At 64.3% G+C, this 15,818-nt stretch carries 19 protein-coding genes; 9 read left to right on the top strand and 10 right to left on the bottom strand.

Annotated elements, in window-relative coordinates; translation table 11 throughout:
- Together EN738_RS16570 and hutI are read right to left on the bottom strand one after the other, a co-directional pair.
- Window positions 1-734, bottom strand: a 734-nt coding sequence (locus tag EN738_RS16570) for an aromatic amino acid lyase (RefSeq protein WP_189605875.1), incomplete at its 3' end; no start/stop codon positions are given.
- On the bottom strand, window positions 731-1,966 hold the full coding sequence (gene hutI, locus EN738_RS16565; RefSeq protein WP_127284611.1) for an imidazolonepropionase: 1,236 nt from the start codon (window positions 1,964-1,966) through the stop codon (window positions 731-733). The genes EN738_RS16570 and hutI, both read right to left, overlap by 4 nt.
- A 96-nt stretch (window positions 1,967-2,062) precedes the next feature.
- Between hutI and EN738_RS16560 the strand changes: the two genes are divergently transcribed.
- Together EN738_RS16560 and hutC are read left to right on the top strand one after the other, a co-directional pair.
- Window positions 2,063-3,418, top strand: a complete 1,356-nt coding sequence (locus EN738_RS16560) for a formimidoylglutamate deiminase (RefSeq protein ID WP_127284610.1) — start codon at window positions 2,063-2,065, stop codon at window positions 3,416-3,418.
- A gap of 24 nt (window positions 3,419-3,442) precedes the next feature.
- Window positions 3,443-4,189, top strand: coding sequence for a histidine utilization repressor (hutC, locus tag EN738_RS16555; protein ID WP_127284609.1), 747 nt, complete (start codon window positions 3,443-3,445; stop codon window positions 4,187-4,189).
- Between the two features lie 47 nt (window positions 4,190-4,236).
- Here the strand turns inward: hutC and EN738_RS16550 are convergent, their stop codons facing one another.
- Complete coding sequence (locus EN738_RS16550) at window positions 4,237-4,581, bottom strand: RidA family protein (RefSeq protein WP_127284608.1); 345 nt, start codon at window positions 4,579-4,581, stop codon at window positions 4,237-4,239.
- Between the two features lie 234 nt (window positions 4,582-4,815).
- Here EN738_RS16550 and aztA point away from each other — a divergent pair, with 234 nt between their 5' ends.
- From aztA to EN738_RS16530, 4 genes are all read left to right on the top strand, one after another.
- The gene (gene aztA / locus EN738_RS16545) at window positions 4,816-5,643 is read left to right on the top strand and encodes a zinc ABC transporter ATP-binding protein AztA (RefSeq protein ID WP_127284607.1); all 828 of its coding nucleotides are present in this window, start codon (window positions 4,816-4,818) and stop codon (window positions 5,641-5,643) included.
- Entirely contained in the window at window positions 5,643-6,518 is an 876-nt protein-coding gene (gene aztB, locus EN738_RS16540) for a zinc ABC transporter permease AztB (RefSeq protein WP_127284606.1), read from the top strand. Before aztA ends, aztB begins: the two co-directional genes overlap by 1 nt.
- Window positions 6,519-6,543: 25 nt before the next feature.
- The gene (gene aztC, locus EN738_RS16535; RefSeq protein WP_127284605.1) at window positions 6,544-7,473 is read left to right on the top strand and encodes a zinc ABC transporter substrate-binding protein AztC; all 930 of its coding nucleotides are present in this window, start codon (window positions 6,544-6,546) and stop codon (window positions 7,471-7,473) included.
- Between the two features lie 169 nt (window positions 7,474-7,642).
- Window positions 7,643-7,981, top strand: a complete 339-nt coding sequence (locus EN738_RS16530) for a TIGR01244 family sulfur transferase (RefSeq protein ID WP_127284604.1) — start codon at window positions 7,643-7,645, stop codon at window positions 7,979-7,981.
- Here EN738_RS16530 and EN738_RS16525 read toward each other — a convergent pair.
- Window positions 7,978-8,445 carry an Lrp/AsnC family transcriptional regulator gene (locus EN738_RS16525; protein WP_127284603.1) on the bottom strand — a complete coding sequence of 156 codons (468 nt, stop codon included), beginning with the start codon at window positions 8,443-8,445 and terminating at the stop codon, window positions 7,978-7,980. The genes EN738_RS16530 and EN738_RS16525 overlap by 4 nt on opposite strands.
- Window positions 8,446-8,582: 137 nt before the next feature.
- Between EN738_RS16525 and hppD the strand changes: the two genes are divergently transcribed.
- On the top strand, window positions 8,583-9,698 hold the full coding sequence (hppD, locus tag EN738_RS16520) for a 4-hydroxyphenylpyruvate dioxygenase (protein ID WP_127284602.1): 1,116 nt from the start codon (window positions 8,583-8,585) through the stop codon (window positions 9,696-9,698).
- 20 nt (window positions 9,699-9,718) lie between these two features.
- Here hppD and EN738_RS16515 read toward each other — a convergent pair whose 3' ends face one another.
- The 5 genes from EN738_RS16515 to hmgA are packed head-to-tail and all read right to left on the bottom strand — an operon-like array spanning window position 9,719 to window position 13,823.
- A complete protein-coding gene (locus tag EN738_RS16515; protein ID WP_127284601.1) occupies window positions 9,719-10,255 on the bottom strand; it encodes a DinB family protein in 537 nt (178 codons plus the stop codon).
- A complete protein-coding gene (locus EN738_RS16510; RefSeq protein WP_127284600.1) occupies window positions 10,252-10,545 on the bottom strand; it encodes a hypothetical protein in 294 nt (97 codons plus the stop codon). The genes EN738_RS16515 and EN738_RS16510 overlap by 4 nt, the downstream gene beginning before the upstream one ends.
- Window positions 10,546-10,549: 4 nt before the next feature.
- Window positions 10,550-11,563 carry a fumarylacetoacetate hydrolase family protein gene (locus EN738_RS16505; RefSeq protein ID WP_127284599.1) on the bottom strand — a complete coding sequence of 338 codons (1,014 nt, stop codon included), beginning with the start codon at window positions 11,561-11,563 and terminating at the stop codon, window positions 10,550-10,552.
- The gene (locus EN738_RS16500) at window positions 11,560-12,513 is read right to left on the bottom strand and encodes an MBL fold metallo-hydrolase (RefSeq protein ID WP_245494563.1); all 954 of its coding nucleotides are present in this window, start codon (window positions 12,511-12,513) and stop codon (window positions 11,560-11,562) included. Before EN738_RS16500 ends, EN738_RS16505 begins: the two co-directional genes overlap by 4 nt.
- A complete protein-coding gene (hmgA, locus tag EN738_RS16495) occupies window positions 12,510-13,823 on the bottom strand; it encodes a homogentisate 1,2-dioxygenase (RefSeq protein WP_127284597.1) in 1,314 nt (437 codons plus the stop codon). The genes EN738_RS16500 and hmgA overlap by 4 nt, the downstream gene beginning before the upstream one ends.
- Before the next feature lie 129 nt (window positions 13,824-13,952).
- Between hmgA and EN738_RS16490 the strand changes: the two genes are divergently transcribed.
- Both EN738_RS16490 and EN738_RS16485 read left to right on the top strand, forming a co-directional pair.
- Complete coding sequence (locus EN738_RS16490; protein ID WP_127284596.1) at window positions 13,953-14,420, top strand: MarR family transcriptional regulator; 468 nt, start codon at window positions 13,953-13,955, stop codon at window positions 14,418-14,420.
- Between the two features lie 23 nt (window positions 14,421-14,443).
- Complete coding sequence (locus EN738_RS16485) at window positions 14,444-15,085, top strand: suppressor of fused domain protein (protein ID WP_127284595.1); 642 nt, start codon at window positions 14,444-14,446, stop codon at window positions 15,083-15,085.
- A gap of 47 nt (window positions 15,086-15,132) precedes the next feature.
- Here EN738_RS16485 and EN738_RS16480 read toward each other — a convergent pair.
- The coding region (locus EN738_RS16480; protein WP_127284594.1) for a zinc-binding dehydrogenase at window positions 15,133-15,818 on the bottom strand (686 nt) is incomplete at its 5' end.

Below are 15,818 nucleotides of genomic sequence, written 5' to 3'. Positions count from 1 at the left end.
TTCCTGAGCAGATGGATGCGCGGGTCGAAGGGCGCGCCCGAGCCCTTGGCGGCGTCCGTCGACAGCGCGCCGGCGACCAGCGCCGACTGATAGAGCGTCTCGGCCTCGAACAGGCCGGCGAGCGCGAAAGCCGTCGAGAACTGCGTGCCGTTGAGCAGCGCCAGGCCTTCCTTGGCGCCCAGCGTCACCGGTTCCAGTCCGTGCGAGACAAAGGCGACCTTGGCCGGGAAGCGGCCATGCGGGGTGAAGCATTCGCCGACGCCGATCATGACCGCCGTCATATGCGACAGCGGCGCGAGATCGCCGGAGGCTCCGACCGAACCTTGCGCCGGCACCACCGGAATGACGTCGTTGGCAAGCATCGCTTCCAGCAGCGCGATGGTCTGCGGCCGCACGCCGGAGGCGCCCTGCGCGAGGCTTGCGAGCTTCAGCGCCATCATCAGCCTGGTAACGGCAACCGGCATCGGCTCGCCGACGCCGGCGGCATGCGACAGCACGATGTTGCGCTGCAGCGTTTCGAGATCGGCGGCGGGGATGCGCACGCTGGCCAGCTTGCCGAAGCCGGTGTTGATGCCATAGACCGGCTCGCCCTTGGCGACGATCCGCTCAACCGCCTCGGCGCTGGCCTTGATCCTGGGCTTGCAGGCGGCGTCCAGCTTCGGCACCGCGCCGCGATAGATGGCGCGCCAGTCGGCCAGCGTTGCGTTGCCGGGCTTCAGAACGAGTTCGGTCATTGTCCTCTCCAGATGCGGGCATGCAGCGGGTTGAAGCCCATGCGGTAAACGAGTTCGGCCGGGCGCTCGATGTTCCAGATGGCGAGGTCGGCGGACTTTCCCGCCTCGAGCGTGCCGGTCTTTTCCTGCAGGCCAAGCGCGCGCGCCGCCTCGCGGGTGACGCCGGCAAGGCATTCCTCGACAGTCAGGCCGAACAGCGTCGCGGCCATGTTCATGGTGAGCAGCAGAGAGGTGAGCGGCGAGGTGCCTGGATTGCTGTCGGTGGCGACCGCCATCTTCACGCCATGCCGGCGGAACAGCTCGACCGGCGGCTTCTTGGTCTCGCGGATGAAGTAATAGGCGCCGGGCAGAATGGTCGCCACGGTTCCGGCCCTGGCCATCGCCGCCGCGCCCTCGTCGTCGGTGTATTCGAGATGGTCGGCCGACAGCGCGCCATAGCGCGCGGCAAGCGCCGCGCCATGCAGGTTCGACAACTGGTCGGCGTGGAGTTTTATCGGCAGGCCGAGCGCTCTGGCCTTGTCGAAGACGCGCGCCATCTGCTCCGGCGAGAAGGCGATCCCCTCGCAGAAACCGTCGATCGCATCGGCAAGATTTTCAGCCGCAACCGCCGGCAATATGTCCTTGGCGACGAGATCGATGAAGGCGTCCTTGTCGCCCCTGGCCTCCGGCGGCAGCGCATGGGCGGCCAGGCATGTGGTCCGGACCGTCACGCTGCGCTGATCGCCCAGGCGGCGCGCGGCGCGCAGCGACTTCTTCTCATTGTCGACATCAAGGCCATAGCCCGACTTCACCTCGATGGTGGTCACGCCTTCAGCCAGCAGCGCATCGAGGCGCGGCAGCGTCTGGGCGACCAGTTCGTCCTCGCTCGCCGCGCGAAGAGCCTTCACCGAGGAGACAATGCCGCCGCCGGCTCTGGCCACCTCTTCATAGGTAGCGCCGGCCAGCCGCATCTCGAACTCGTTGGCGCGGTTGCCGGCGTAGACGAGATGGGTGTGGCAGTCGATCAGGCCGGGCGTGATCCAGCGACCCTCGCAGTCGGTGATGTCAGCGCCCTGGACGAACGCCGCAGGCATGGCGGCTTCGGATCCGGCATAGACGATCAGGCCGTCGCGCGCGACGATCGCGCCGTTCTCGACGATGCCCAATCCCGGCGCGCCCTCGGCCATGGTCGCCAGGTGCGCATTGCGCCAAAGGTGAAGGCCCCCTGCCCGGCTTTTGATTTCTGCCGCCATCATCTTTTCCGTTTGATTAGATGGCAATTATGTATATACATATTGAGACGCACTGCAAGTCCTATTGTCATCGGAAAGCGGGATTCGGAGAAAATCGTGACGGCGATCTTCGCGGAACAGGCACTTCTGCCGGACGGCTGGAACAACAATGTCAGGATCACGCTGGCGGGCGGCCGCGTCGCGGCGGTCGAACCGGGCGCCTCATTGCTGCCCGGCGACGAGCGCCATGCCGTCCTTGTCCCCGGCATGCCCAATCTGCACAGCCACGCCTTCCAGCGCGGCATGGCGGGGCTCGCCGAACTGCGCGGTCCCTCGGCCGACAGTTTCTGGAGCTGGCGCGAGGTGATGTACCGGTTCGCGCTGTCGATGACGCCGGACCAGGTCGAGGCGGTGGCGGCGCAGCTCTATATAGAGATGCTGGAGGCCGGCTTTTCGCGAGTCGGCGAGTTTCACTATCTCCACCACGATCGCCACGGAAAACCCTATGGCAACATCGCCGAGATGGCGGAGCGGATTGCCGCAGCGGCCGGCGCAACCGGCATCGCGCTGACGCTGTTGCCCGTATTCTATGCTCATTCCTCTTTCGGCGGCGCGGCGCCCAATGAGGGCCAGCGGCGATTCATCAACGATGTCGAGCGGTTCGGACGCTTGCTTGAGAAAAGCCGCGAGAGCGTTCGCTCGCTCGATCAGGCCGTTGTCGGCGTCGCCCCACACAGCCTGCGCGCCGCGACGCTGGACGAACTCAATGCGGTGACCGCAATGGCGCCGGACGGCCCGATCCACATTCATATCGCAGAGCAAACAAAGGAAGTGGAAGACTGCATCGCCTGGTCGGGAGCGCGGCCGGTCGAATTCCTGCTTGGCCATGCCGAGGTGGACCGGCGCTGGTGCCTGATTCACGCCACGCACATGACCGAGACAGAGACGTTCCGCATGGGCGAGAGCGGCGCCATCGCCGGCCTCTGTCCGATCACCGAGGCCAATCTCGGCGACGGCACCTTCGCCGCGCCGCTGTTCGTCGAACATGGCGGACGCTTCGGCGTCGGCTCAGACTCCAACGTGCTCATCGGCCTGCCGGACGAGCTCAGGCAACTTGAATATTCGCAACGCCTGGCGCACCGCGCCCGCAACGTGCTGGCAGTGGCGGGCGGCTCGACCGGCCGCGCCTTGTTCGATGCCGCGCTCGATGGCGGCAGCACCGCGCTTGGCACCGGCCCGGCGCGGATCGCTGCCGGTGCCTCGGCCGATTTTGTCTCGCTCGACCAAAACCATCCTTCGCTCGCCGGCAAGACGGGCGACGCCATCCTCGATGCCTGGATCTTCGCCAACGGCACCAAAGTCGATTGCGTCTGGGTGCACGGCAAGAAGCAAGTCAGCGGCGGCAGGCATATCGGGCGCGAGGCGATCGCCGAGCGGTTCCGTGCCGTCATGACCGCACTGTCGGCGGCCTAGCTCGTTCAACAGGCGAACCGCGACATGAGCATGATCGAGACAATGGAGGCGGAAGGAGGCGAGGCTGTCTCGCTGCACCAGCGCATCCTGTCCGACATCAGCGAGAAGATCCTGTCCGGCGCCTGGGCGCCCGGTCACAGGATCCCGTTCGAGCACGAGCTGACGACCGAGTACAATTGCTCGCGCATGACGGTGAACAAGGCGCTGTCGCAGCTGGCGAAGGCCGGGCTGATCGAACGCCGTCGCCGGTCCGGCAGTTTTGTCCGCCAGCCGCAGTCGCAGGCGGCGGTGCTGGAACTGCACGACATCCGGATCGAGGTCGAGGCGCTCGGCCTGCCCTACCGCTACGAAAGGCTGGCGCGGCTGAAGCGGCGCAGCAGCGCCGACGACCGGGCGCTGCTCGGGCTTTCCGCCCCAGGCTTGGTGCTTTCGTTGGAATGCCTGCATTTCGCCGGCCAGCGGCCCTTCGCGCACGAACAGCGGCTGATCAATCTCGCCGCCGTCGCGGAAGCCGGCGAGGAGGAATTCCTGGGCATAGCGCCCGGCCCCTGGCTGATCGGCCGCGTGCCGTGGAGCCAAGCCGAGCACCGCATCCGCGCTACGGCCGCGGACGACCATGTCGCCGACGCGCTCGACATCGAAACCGGCGCGCCCTGTCTGGTGGTCGAGCGCCGCACCTGGAGCGCGGAGCACCCGGTGACGCATGTGCGTTTCATTTATCCGGCGGAAAGCCACACGCTGGTGGCAAGGTTCACGCCGTCGCAGGGATGAGTGATCTCCCCCACGAGGGGGGAGATTGGCAGTTCGGGCGCCGCGCCTTAAATCGCCGCCGTAATAATAATCTCGACCAGATATTCCGGGCCGGCCAGCTTCGCCTCGCCGGTTGCGCGGGCGGGCGTGTGGCCCTGCGGCACCCACTTGTCCCATTCCGCGTTCATCTCGGCGAAGGTGCTCATGTCGGCCAGCCAGATGATGGTCTGCAGGATCTTGGTCTTGTCGGTTCCGGCCTTGGCCAGCAATTCGTCGATGGTCTTCAGGATGTCGCGGGTCTGCGAGGCGACATTGCCGCCGGGCTCGCCGACCTGGCCGGCCAGGTAGACGGTGTTGCCGTGGATGACGATCTGGCTCATGCGCGGGCCAACATCGATGCGACGAATGCTCATGGGGCGTTCCTTCCTATTGTCGGTTGCGCCTCTTTAGAGTCCGCGCCGGTTTCGGGCAAGGCCGGCAGGGGCGAAACCAATTGAGCCAATTGTGTGCCCCCTGCCCGTTGCGTACACGGCGAGTTGACCGGCCGTGACCAAATTGCGTCGGGCCATCTTGTTGACTAATGTAATAACATCACATATCGACTTGAGCCGCCCCGCACAATGGGCCGCCGCTCTTACGGACCGCCGATGACCAATGCCTGCCTGACCTTCCGCGACCTGACGCTCGGCTATGGCAGCCACCCGGCGATCCACCATCTCAACGGCACGATCCGCAAGGGATCGCTGACGGCCGTGGTCGGCGCCAACGGCTCGGGCAAGTCGACGTTGATGAAGGGCATTGTCGGCGTGCTGAAGCCGATGGAAGGCGCGGTCACGCGCGCGCCCGACGTGCGCACCGCCTATCTGCCGCAGCAGTCGGAGCTCGACCGCTCCTTCCCGGCCCGGGTGGTCGACCTGGTTTCGCTCGGCCTGTGGCCAAAGCGCGGCCTGCTCGGCCGCTACACCAAGGAGGACCGCGAATCCGTCAGCCAGGCGCTGATGGCGGTCGGCCTCGGCGGCTTCGAGAAGCGCCCGATCGACACGCTGTCGGGCGGCCAGTTGCAGCGCACGCTGTTTGCCCGCGTGCTGTTGCAAGATGCCGATCTCATCCTGCTCGACGAGCCGTTCAACGCCGTCGACGCCAAGACCGTCGGCGACCTGATCCAGCTCATCAAGCGCTGGCATGGCGAGGAGCGCACGATCATGGTCGTCGTCCACGATCTCGATCTCGTGCGACAAAATTTCCCCGAGACCTTGCTGCTTGCCCGCCAGCCGGTTGCCTGGGGCGAGACAAAAGAGACGCTGCGGCCGGAAAACCTTCTCAAGGCACGGCGCTTCCACGAGGCCTGGGAAGAGAACGCGCCCTGGTGCGAGCCGGACGACCATGACCATCATGGGCACGATCATCACGACCATGCCCACGGCCATGCGCATGATCACGACCATCACCACGGCTCCGGACCGAGGGCCGCCTGATGGATTTCCTCTACAACCTGTTCATCGCGCCTTTCGCCGATTTCGCCTTCATGCAGCGGGCGCTGTTCGGCTCGCTGCTGCTGTCGCTCGGCGCCTGCCCGGTCGGCGTCTTCCTGATGCTGCGGCGCATGAGCCTGTCGGGCGACGCCATGGCGCATGCCATCCTGCCAGGTGCCGCCGCCGGCTTCCTGCTCTACGGCCTGGAAATCCTGCCGATGACCATTGGCGGGCTGATCGCCGGCATCATCGTCGCGCTCGGCGCGGGCGCGGTCTCGCGCTTCACCATCCAGCGCGAGGACGCCTCGATGGCGGCCTTCTACCTGATCTCGCTCGCCGTCGGCGTGCTGATGGTGTCAATTCGGGGCTCCAGCGTCGATCTCATGCACGTGCTGTTCGGCACCGTGCTTGCGCTCAACAACGAGGCGCTGACGCTGATCGGCGGCATCGTGCTGGTCACTTTAGTCAGCCTCACCATCTTCTGGCGGGCGCTGGTCGCCGAATGCCTCGACCCGCTGTTCCTGCGCTCGGTGAGCCGCATGGGCAGCCCGGTGCATTTCATCTTCCTCGGCCTCGTCGTGCTCAACCTCGTCGGCGGCTTCCAGGCGCTGGGCACGCTTTTGTCGGTCGGGCTGATGATGCTGCCGGCCGCCGCCGCCCGCTTCTGGACGGTGCGGGTCGAGCCGATGTGCGTGCTGGCGGTGCTGATCGGCATTGCCTCCTGCATCGCCGGGCTGCTCTTGTCCTATCACGCCTCGCTGCCGTCCGGCCCGGCCATCATCCTGTCGGCCGGTGTCATCTACTTCTTCTCGATCGTGTTCGGCTCGCGCGGCGCGTTGCGCGCCCGCATCGTCCACCACCGCCACCGCACCGCCTGATCCCCCAAGCAAGGAGACCCGCCCAATGCTGAAATCCTTCCGTGCCGCCCTGACCCTGAGCGTTATAACATTAACCGCTCTCGGAACATCGTCGGCCCTCGCCGCGCCGCTCAAGGTGGTGGCGAGCTTCACGGTGATTGCGGATTTCGCCAAGAATGTCGGCGGCGACCGGGTCAGCATCACCACCATCGTTGGGCCGGATGGCGACGCGCATGTCTACGAACCGAGCCCGGCCGACGCTGTGGCAATGGCCGGCGCGGACGTGGTACTGGTCAACGGCCTGCATTTCGAAGGCTTTTTGCAGCGCCTGGTCGACGCCAGCGCCACCAAGGCCGCGATCGTGACTTTGACCAAGGACGTCACCCCGATCGACTTCAAGCCGGAATTCGCTGACGCGGATGCTGCCGAAGGCGCCGGCAAGACCGTTACCGACCCGCACGCCTTCCAGTCGATCGCCAACGCCAGGATCTATGTGAAGAACATCGCCGAGGCCTTCTGTGCCGCCGACAGCGAGGGCTGCGTCGGCTACCAGACCAATGCGGCTGCCTACACCAAGAAGCTCGATGCACTGGAAGGCGAAGTGAAGGCCGCGATCCAGTCGATCCCCGAGGAGAAGCGCGTCGTCATCACATCGCACGATGCGTTCGGCTATTTCGAGCACGAATACGGCCTGACCTTCCTGGCGCCGCAGGGCATTTCGACGGACTCCGAGCCGTCGGCCGCCGATGTCGCCAAGCTGGTCAACCAGGTCAAGCAGGACAAGGCGGCGGCGATGTTCATCGAGAACATCACCAATCCGCGGCTGATCGAGCAGATCGCCAGCGAGACCGGCATCAAGGTCGGCGGCACGCTCTATTCCGATGCGCTGTCGCAGCCCGAGGGCCCGGCCTCGACCTATATCGACATGATGCACAACAACATCGCCCAGATCAAAGGCGCGATCCTCGGCAGCTGAAGTCGGCTCATCCAGCCGGATCGCGACGATCCGGCTGGATTTTCCGCCGCGAATGTCTATCTGCAAAGACGACGCCGACGGCGTGCGACGATACGCGATCGGCGGGAGCAGTTGCCGGCCGCGTCAGGGGATGGCAAGACTGCCGCCGAAGCAGATTGCGAGGACGACCATGGAATATCGAGAGATCAGCGACGACTATTCCGTCTCGGGCCAGATCCAGCCCAGCGATATCACCGCCATCAAGGAAGCAGGCTTCAAGAGCGTGATCTGCAACCGGCCGGACAACGAGCAGCCCGGCCAGCCCTCGGCCGAAAGCGTCCAGGCGGCGGCAGAGGCGGCGGGCCTCGCCTTCCGCTTCATCCCGGTCATCAGCGGCCAGATCACCTTCGAGAATGTCCAGGACCAGGCCGCGGCGCTCGACGAGCTCGAAGGCCCGGTGTTCGCCTACTGCCGCTCCGGCGCGCGCTGCACCAATCTCTATGGGCTGATTCAGCAGTCGAGGGGCTAAATCGGCAGAGCGCCGGTCTCCTTCAGCGTCTCCAGCACTATAGCCGTCTTCACGTGCTGGACGGATTCATGCGGCAGGAGCACGCCGTTGACGAACTCCGACAATGATTTGAGGTCGGGCGTCACCACCTTCAATATGTAGTCCATCTCGCCGGTCAGCGCGTGCGCCTCCTGCACTTCGGGCAGCCGCGCCACCAACTCGCCGAAGCGGCGGGCATTGTCGCGATTGTGGGTGGCCAAGGTCACCGAGATGACATTGACCAGCGAAAAGCCCAGCCGATCGCGGTCGAGCACGGCGCGGTAGCCCTTGATGTAGCCGTCCTCTTCCAGCCGCTGGCGGCGGCGCGAGCATTGCGACGCCGACAGGTTCACCCGCTCCGAAAGGTCGTTGTTGGTGAGCCGCGCATCGCCTTGCAGAAGCGCCAGTAACTTGCGATCAAATTGGTCAAGCCGCGCATCATCCACGGATTTTCCTCCATTCATGCACATTCCACGCATGACATGAGCATTTCAGGCGTTCGAATGCAAGCACCGTGCGGCCCTCAGGCGCTATCATGCGCAAAGATGGCCAGGAACGGCCGCAACAGCTTCGGAGAACCGCCATGGGCCCCTTCCCGCACGACGCGCCGCCCGCCAGGATCAGCAAGGCGAACCCCGCCGGCACCGACGGTTTCGAATTCGTCGAGTTCGCGCATCCCGAGCCGGAAAAGCTCGCCGAGCTTTTCACCCGCATGGGTTATGTCGCGGTGGCCAAGCACCGTACCAAGGACATCACGGTCTGGCGGCAGGGCGACATCAACTACGTCGTCAATGCCGAGCCCGGCTCGCATGCGATGAAGTTCGTCGACAAGCACGGACCCTGCGCAGCCTCTATGGCGTGGCGCGTGGTCGACGCGAAACACGCCTTCGACCATGCCGTGTCGAAGGGTGCGACGCCCTATGAGGGCACCGACAAGGCGCTGGATGTGCCGGCCATCGTCGGCATTGGCGGCTCCCTGCTCTATTTCATCGAGGCCTATGGCGAGAAGGGCTCGGCCTATGACGCCGAGTTCGCATGGCTGGGCGAGCGCGATCCAAAGCCCGAGGGCGTCGGCTTCTACTTCCTCGACCACCTCACCCACAATGTCTATCGCGGCAATATGGACAAGTGGTGGGACTTTTATCGCGACCTGTTCGGCTTCAAGCAGATCCACTTCTTCGACATCGACGGCAAGATCACCGGTCTGGTCAGCCGTGCGATCACCTCGCCCTGCGGCAAGATCCGCATTCCGCTGAACGAGTCCAAGGACGAGACCAGCCAGATCGCCGAGTACCTGAAGAAGTACAATGGCGAGGGCATCCAGCACATCGCGGTGGGCACCGACGCGATCTACGAGGCCACCGACAGGCTTGCTGCCAACGGCCTGAAGTTCATGCCCGGCCCGCCCGACACCTACTACGAGATGTCGCACGAGCGTGTGCACGATCACGACGAGCCGGTCGAGCGGATGAAGAAGCACGGCATCCTGATCGACGGCGAAGGCGTCGTCGACGGCGGCATGACCAAGATCCTGCTGCAGATTTTCTCGAAAACAGTGATCGGCCCGATCTTCTTCGAGTTCATTCAGCGGAAGGGCGACGAAGGTTTTGGCGAAGGCAATTTCCGCGCGCTGTTCGAGTCGATCGAGCAGGACCAGATCAAGCGCGGCGTGATCAAGCTGGACGGCAAGGCGGCGTAAGGCCCAGGAGGGCGAGCGGTTCAAAGACCGAGCCGCTCGACCTCGTCCTTCCTGAGCTTCAGATCATAGTCGAGCAGAAACTCATCCAGTTGCGGCGGCGGAGCGGAAGTGCCGGCGAGCATGGCGTGCACCTGGCCACGGTGATGGATGTCGTGCAGGAAAACATGGGCGAGGATGTCGGCGATCTTTTCAGGGATCATGCCGTCCTCGCGTCTATCGGTGATGACGCGACGGTCTAGATCGGCCTCGGACAGGGCATCACAGAAGGCGATAAGTTTGCGGTCGAAGGTGATCTGCGCCACTACCAAATCGGCGACATTGTCGAACGGCACGAAATCATCATAGGCGGCAGCGCCGACACCACCCTCCGTGAGAAAATCGAGATAGAGATGGTCGACAGCGAGGATGTGGTTCAGCGTCTCCTTGATTGACGGAAAGAAGCTGGTGGGCGCGGCCTCAAATTCCCCAGGCTCGAGGGACAGCACGGCGCGGTACAGGCGGTCGTTCGACCAGCGATTGTTGCGCGCCATGCGGCGCAAGTGATCAAGCAGCGTCATGGCGTCCTGTCGACAAGGCCGATGCCGACCGCCATAAGCGCGAAGCCGGCGACAACGACCAGCAGCAGCCGGATCATTTTCCGCCGCAGGCCTTGCGTTTCTTCATCCCGCGCGACGCTGAGATTGGTGATGGTGTGGAACATCATCGCGTTGCGCGGCACGCCGCTGCGGTTGGTAAGATCAGGCGAGCGCGCCTCGATGCGGTAGCTCAGGCGGATCGCCTGGATGAAGACCGCCAGAATGGCCAGCGCCCACACGCCAAACAGCAAATAGACGGCTTCGCCTGGCATCCCCTCACCCCGCGTATTTCTCGACCTTCTGCTCGATGGCGCCGAAGATCGAATGGCCGGCCTTGTCCTTCATCTCGATGCGCACCGTGTCGCCGAAATGCAGGAACGGCGTCTTGGGCTCGCCGCTCTCGATGGTTTCGATCATGCGCAGTTCGGCGATGCAGGAATAGCCGGCGCCGCCGGCCGAGACAGGCTTGCCCGGCCCGCCGTCCAGCTTGTTGGAGACGGTGCCCGAGCCGACGATGCTGCCGGCGGCGAGCGGCCGCGTTTTCGCGGCGTGCACAATCAGCGCCGGGAAATCGAAGGTCATGTCGACCCCTGCGTTCGCACGGCCGAACGGTTTGCCGTTGAGATCGGCGAGCAGCGGCAGGCTGACCTTGCCACCGTCCCAGGCGTCACCCAACTCATCCGGCGTGACCGCAACCGGCGAGAAGGCGGAGGACGGTTTCGACTGGAAGAAGCCAAAACCCTTGGCAAGCTCGGGACCAGTCAGCGCCCTCAGTGTCACGTCGTTGACCAGCATGACCAGCCGGATCGCGTCCCGCGCCTGGTCGGGGCTGGCGCCCATCGGCACGTCGTCAACGATGACGGCGACCTCCGCCTCCATGTCGATGCCGAAGGCCTCGTCGGCCATGCGTATCGGATCGCGCGGCGGAATGAAGCTGTCCGAGCCGCCCTGGTAGATCAGCGGATCGGTCCAGAAGCTTGCTGGCATTTCTGCGCCGCGCGCTTTGCGCACCAGTTCGACGTGGTTCACATAGGCCGAGCCGTCGGCCCACTGATAGGCGCGCGGCAGTGGCGAGTGGGCGTCATGCTCGTGGAAGCGCGCCGAGGGCACGGCATTGTTCTCTAGCGATTCCGCTATTGTCGCCAGATGCGGCGAAATCCGCCGCCAGTCGTCGAGCGCGGCTTGCAGCGTCGGCACCAGGAAGGAGGCGTCGGAGAACCGCGTCAAATCGCGCGAGACGACGACCAGCTTTCCATCGCGGGTCCCGTTCTTCAAAGTTGCAAGCTTCATGCGGTTTCCTCTCCTTGCGCGGCTTGTTCGCCGCTTTGGTCTTTGTCTGTCGCATGATCTTTTCCGAAAACCGGGTCCCACTTTTCGGGATCATGCTCTAACCCCACAACAAGGCCGTCGCGGGCGATCGTCAAGTCGCCGGCCCAAGTTTTCCTGACGGCGGCGATCCAGTCGGCCTCGCCGATCGCGGCATCGTCGGCCGGGATGAGGTGGTTCAACACCAGCCGCCCGACCCCGGCATCGCTGGCGATGCGCCCTGCCTCCTCGGCGAAACTGTGGCTGGCGAGCAGATGTTCGCGCAGCCGCGCGCCGTTGCCGGTCTTCGCCACCAGCCGCTCGATCCCTTCCTCCAGCATGGCTTCGTGGACGAGGATATCGGCACCCTTGGCAAAGTCGGCCAGCGGCGGGAAGAAGGCCGTGTCGGCGGAAAACACGATGCTCCTGCCGCCATGCCCGACGCGCAGCGCAAAGCAGTCGGTCACCGGCGGATGGTCGACGCGCAGCGCCGTCACCTTCAGCCCGCCCTCCTCCACAACCAGTCCCTCGCCGAACTCCTCGACCGAGACCAGATCCCTGATATCCGGCCGGCCTTCGTCGACGATGCGGATTTCGATGTCGAAATCCATCGCCTGGCAGAAGCGCTGCCAGTAGTGGCCGGTGCCGGGCGGACCGAAGATGGTCACCGGCGAGGCGAGGCCCGCCGTCCAGGCGGTGTGGATCAGCGGTCCGAGTTCCAGCAGATGGTCGGAATGGAGATGGGTGATGAAGACCAGGTCGAGCGTCTTCAGGCCGAGCCCGGCATCGGTCAGCGCGCGGGTGACGCCCAGCCCGCAATCGACGACGATAGCGCGGCCGCCGATCTCGAGCAGCGAGGAACTTGGCCACGGCCCACCCGGCCGGATCGCCGGGCCGCCCTTGGACCCGAGCAGGACGAGGCGGTCCAGACTCAAGACCAGTCGCCCTCGGGCCTGCCGTTGAAGCGTTTTTTCAGCCCGGCCCAGCAGTCGATGTAATTGTCCTGCCGGGTTTCGACCTCGGCGGCATAGCGGGTCAGCATCTGCGGGAATCGGGTCTCGAACATGAAGGCCATGGTGTTGTCGAGCTTGACCGGTTTCAGCTCCGTGCGCGAGGCCTTTTCGAAGCCAGTCGCGTCAGGCCCGTGGGCCAGCATCAGATTGTGCAGGCTGATGCCGCCGGGGACGAAGCCTTCCTCCTTGGCGTCGTACTGGCCGTGGATCAGACCCATGAACTCGCTCATGATGTTGCGATGGTACCAGGGCGGACGGAACGTATCCTCGGCCACCAGCCAGCGCGGCGGGAAGATGACGAAGTCGATGTTGGCGGTGCCTTCCTCGCCGCTCGGCGCCGTCAGCACGGTGAAGATCGACGGATCCGGATGGTCGAACAGGATGGCGCCGACGGGCGAAAACGTCGCCAGATCATATTTGTAGGGCGCGTAGTTGCCGTGCCAGGCGACGACGTCGAGCGGCGAATGGCCGATCTCGGTGACATGGAAGGAGCCGCACCATTTGACGATCAGCCGGCACGGTGTCTCCCTGTCCTCGAACCAGGCGCAGGGCGTCTTGAAGTCGCGCGGATTGGCGAGGCAATTGGCGCCGATCGGCCCGCGATCGGGCATGGTCAGCTTGGCGCCGTAGTTCTCGCAGACATAGCCGCGCACCTCGGCATCGGCGAGCTCGACCTTGAAGACGAGGCCGCGCGGCAGCACGGCGATCTCGCCGGGGCTGAGCTCGATGACCCCCATCTCGGTGACGAAGCGCAAGGCGCCGACCTGCGGCACGACAAGCATCTCGGCGTCGGCGTTGAAGAAGTGGTCGTCGGTCATCGAGCGGTTGGCGACATAGATATGCGCCGCCATGCCGGACTGCCCGAGCACGTCGCCGGCGGTGGTGATGGTGCGCATGCCCTCGATGAAGTCGGTCGGCTCCTTCGGCATCGGCACCGGGTTCCAGCGATACTGGCCGAGCGCCAGTTCGTGGTCGCCGAGATTGGGTGCGGTCTTCCAGAGCGGATAGAGGGTGGACTTGAAGCGCCCGGTGTGGCGGACGCTCGGCCGGATCCGGTAGAGCCAGGAGCGCTCGTTGGTGCCGCGCGGCGCGGTGAAGGGCGAGCCCGAAAGCTGCTCGGCATAGAGCCCGTAGGCCGGCCGCTGCGGCGAGTTGCGCCCCTGCGGCAGCGAACCCGGCAGCGTCTCGGTCTCGAAGTCGTTGCCGAAGCCCGGCATGTAGGAAAAGCCCATCCGATCCTCCCTGATCCCGGTTCTCAGCCTCGCTAGGCGCGGCCTGCCGGCGATGTTGACCAACTTGGTTTCATTTGTAACCATCGAAAATGTAACTATCAACGGCGAACGTCGCATCCACGGTGCATCATGGAATCGGAAATCCTCGAACTCGAAAGCTTCCTGCCCTACCGGCTTTACCGGCTGGCCGATGTCGTCAGCCGCGAATTCTCGAAAATCTACCGGGATCGCCACGGCCTGACCCGGCCGGAATGGCGCACACTTTCGGGGCTCGGCCAGCATGGCACGATGACAGCGACGGCGCTCGGCGAGCAGTCGGCCATGCACAAGACCAAGGTTTCGCGAGCGGTGGCCGAACTGGAGCGGCGGCGCTGGCTGACGCGGACGGCGGACGAGCACGACCGGCGGGTGGAGCGCCTGGCGCTGACCAAGGCGGGGCTTGCCGCCTATCGCGAAATGGTGCCGCTGGCGAAGGCGTTTGAGAGGGAGTTGCTGGAGAGGCTGAGCGCGGAGGAACGGGCGGCGATTGCTAGTGGGGTGGCGGCGCTTGAAGCCTGTTTGGGACAAGACAAAGTTGGTGCTATCACGTTGGACTAAAGGGCTGAAATCAGGGCATTTGGATGGCTTGGCTCCCAAAGAGATTTCCTGCCGGGCGGCCACCCGGATCCGGTGACTCTAACAACTTCTATCGAAAATCGGTCTACACCAAAGAGCTTGGTGAGCCCCAAAGCATCTTCCCGCGCAATGGGTCTGACGACGTTGAGGTTCTTGCGTTTCCCAGAGACTTCTCGCTCATCGATCCGGCAGGCAACGGCTTTGTACTCCTAACCAACGGTATGAGCGACCGGCGTATGGCTACCCCGTCAACGGCAGGCGAGAACATTGAGCGGCGAGCCGAACTGATGTGGTATGTTCGCGAGCCTGACTCAAACATCATCAGCAATCTCAAATGGCTGGCGGAGTATCCCTTTATCGACAATACATGGTTGGGCTTTGGTCACCGCATTGAAATGCCTTGGTCGCCCGTCTCGGGCACGGATTTCAGAATTTTCATGTTTTTGACCCCTATCATTGCACCGGATAAACGCATTGCAGAAGCGCTGACCATTGACGACGATGACGTCACCATCCTTTGCGTCCATTTGATCTCCGCTGCCGAGTATGAATTCATCAAGACGGTCGGGTTGGACCCATTCTTGGACATGCTCGACAAGCGTCATTATCCCACCGTTTTAGACCCCAAACGGACTTCCTATGTCTAGCGGCAGGTGCCTGCGGCGCTTTGCTTTCGCTTTCGCCCAGGTAGCGCTCACCAGTCCATCACAACCTTACCCGAATTGCCGCTCCGCATCGCATCGAACCCGACCTGAAAATCGTCGATGCCGATGCGATGGGTAATCAAGCCCGACACGTCGAGCGGACCCTGCACCAGGGCAATCATCTTGTACCAGGTCTCGAACATCTCGCGGCCGTAGATGCCCTTCAGGTGCAGCATCTTGAAGATGACCTTGTTCCAGTCGATCTCGAAGCCGGTCGGCGCGATGCCGAGGATGGCGATCTTGCCGCCATTGTTCATGGTATCGATCATGTCGCGGAAGGCGGGGGCCGCGCCCGACATCTCCAGGCCGACGTCAAAGCCCTCGGTCATGCCGAGCTTCGGCATGACGTCGCGCAACTTTTCCTTCGAGGCGTCGACGACGTGCTGGACGCCGAGCTTGCGTGCCAGGTCCAGCCGGACCGGATTGATGTCGGTGATGACGACCTTTCGCGCGCCGACGCATTGCGCCACCAGCGCGCCCATGATGCCGATCGGCCCGGCGCCGGTGACCAGCACGTCCTCGCCGACCAGATCGAAGGACAATGCGGTGTGAACCGCATTGCCCAGCGGATCGAAGATCGCCGCGATCTCGTCCGGCACGTCGTCGGGGATCGGCACGACATTGTGCTGCGGGATCGCCACGTACTCGCCGAAGGCGCCGGGGCGATTGACGCCGA

This window comes from Mesorhizobium sp. M4B.F.Ca.ET.017.02.2.1, assembly GCF_003998955.1.
Classification (GTDB): Bacteria; Pseudomonadota; Alphaproteobacteria; order Rhizobiales; family Rhizobiaceae; genus Mesorhizobium; species Mesorhizobium abyssinicae.
This window is presented reverse-complemented; position numbering and strand designations above follow the sequence as displayed.

Coding starts and splice junctions, on each gene's coding strand:
- hutI (WP_127284611.1), bottom strand. CDS start 1,966: ATGGCGGCAGAAATCAAAAGCCGGGCAGGGGGCCTTCACCTTTGGCGC.
- hutC (WP_127284609.1), top strand. CDS start 3,443: ATGAGCATGATCGAGACAATGGAGGCGGAAGGAGGCGAGGCTGTCTCG.
- EN738_RS16550 (WP_127284608.1), bottom strand. CDS start 4,581: ATGAGCATTCGTCGCATCGATGTTGGCCCGCGCATGAGCCAGATCGTC.
- aztA (WP_127284607.1), top strand. CDS start 4,816: ATGACCAATGCCTGCCTGACCTTCCGCGACCTGACGCTCGGCTATGGC.
- aztB (WP_127284606.1), top strand. CDS start 5,643: ATGGATTTCCTCTACAACCTGTTCATCGCGCCTTTCGCCGATTTCGCC.
- aztC (WP_127284605.1), top strand. CDS start 6,544: ATGCTGAAATCCTTCCGTGCCGCCCTGACCCTGAGCGTTATAACATTA.
- EN738_RS16530 (WP_127284604.1), top strand. CDS start 7,643: ATGGAATATCGAGAGATCAGCGACGACTATTCCGTCTCGGGCCAGATC.
- hppD (WP_127284602.1), top strand. CDS start 8,583: ATGGGCCCCTTCCCGCACGACGCGCCGCCCGCCAGGATCAGCAAGGCG.
- EN738_RS16515 (WP_127284601.1), bottom strand. CDS start 10,255: ATGACGCTGCTTGATCACTTGCGCCGCATGGCGCGCAACAATCGCTGG.
- EN738_RS16510 (WP_127284600.1), bottom strand. CDS start 10,545: ATGCCAGGCGAAGCCGTCTATTTGCTGTTTGGCGTGTGGGCGCTGGCC.
- EN738_RS16505 (WP_127284599.1), bottom strand. CDS start 11,563: ATGAAGCTTGCAACTTTGAAGAACGGGACCCGCGATGGAAAGCTGGTC.
- hmgA (WP_127284597.1), bottom strand. CDS start 13,823: ATGGGCTTTTCCTACATGCCGGGCTTCGGCAACGACTTCGAGACCGAG.
- EN738_RS16490 (WP_127284596.1), top strand. CDS start 13,953: ATGGAATCGGAAATCCTCGAACTCGAAAGCTTCCTGCCCTACCGGCTT.
- EN738_RS16485 (WP_127284595.1), top strand. CDS start 14,444: ATGGCTTGGCTCCCAAAGAGATTTCCTGCCGGGCGGCCACCCGGATCC.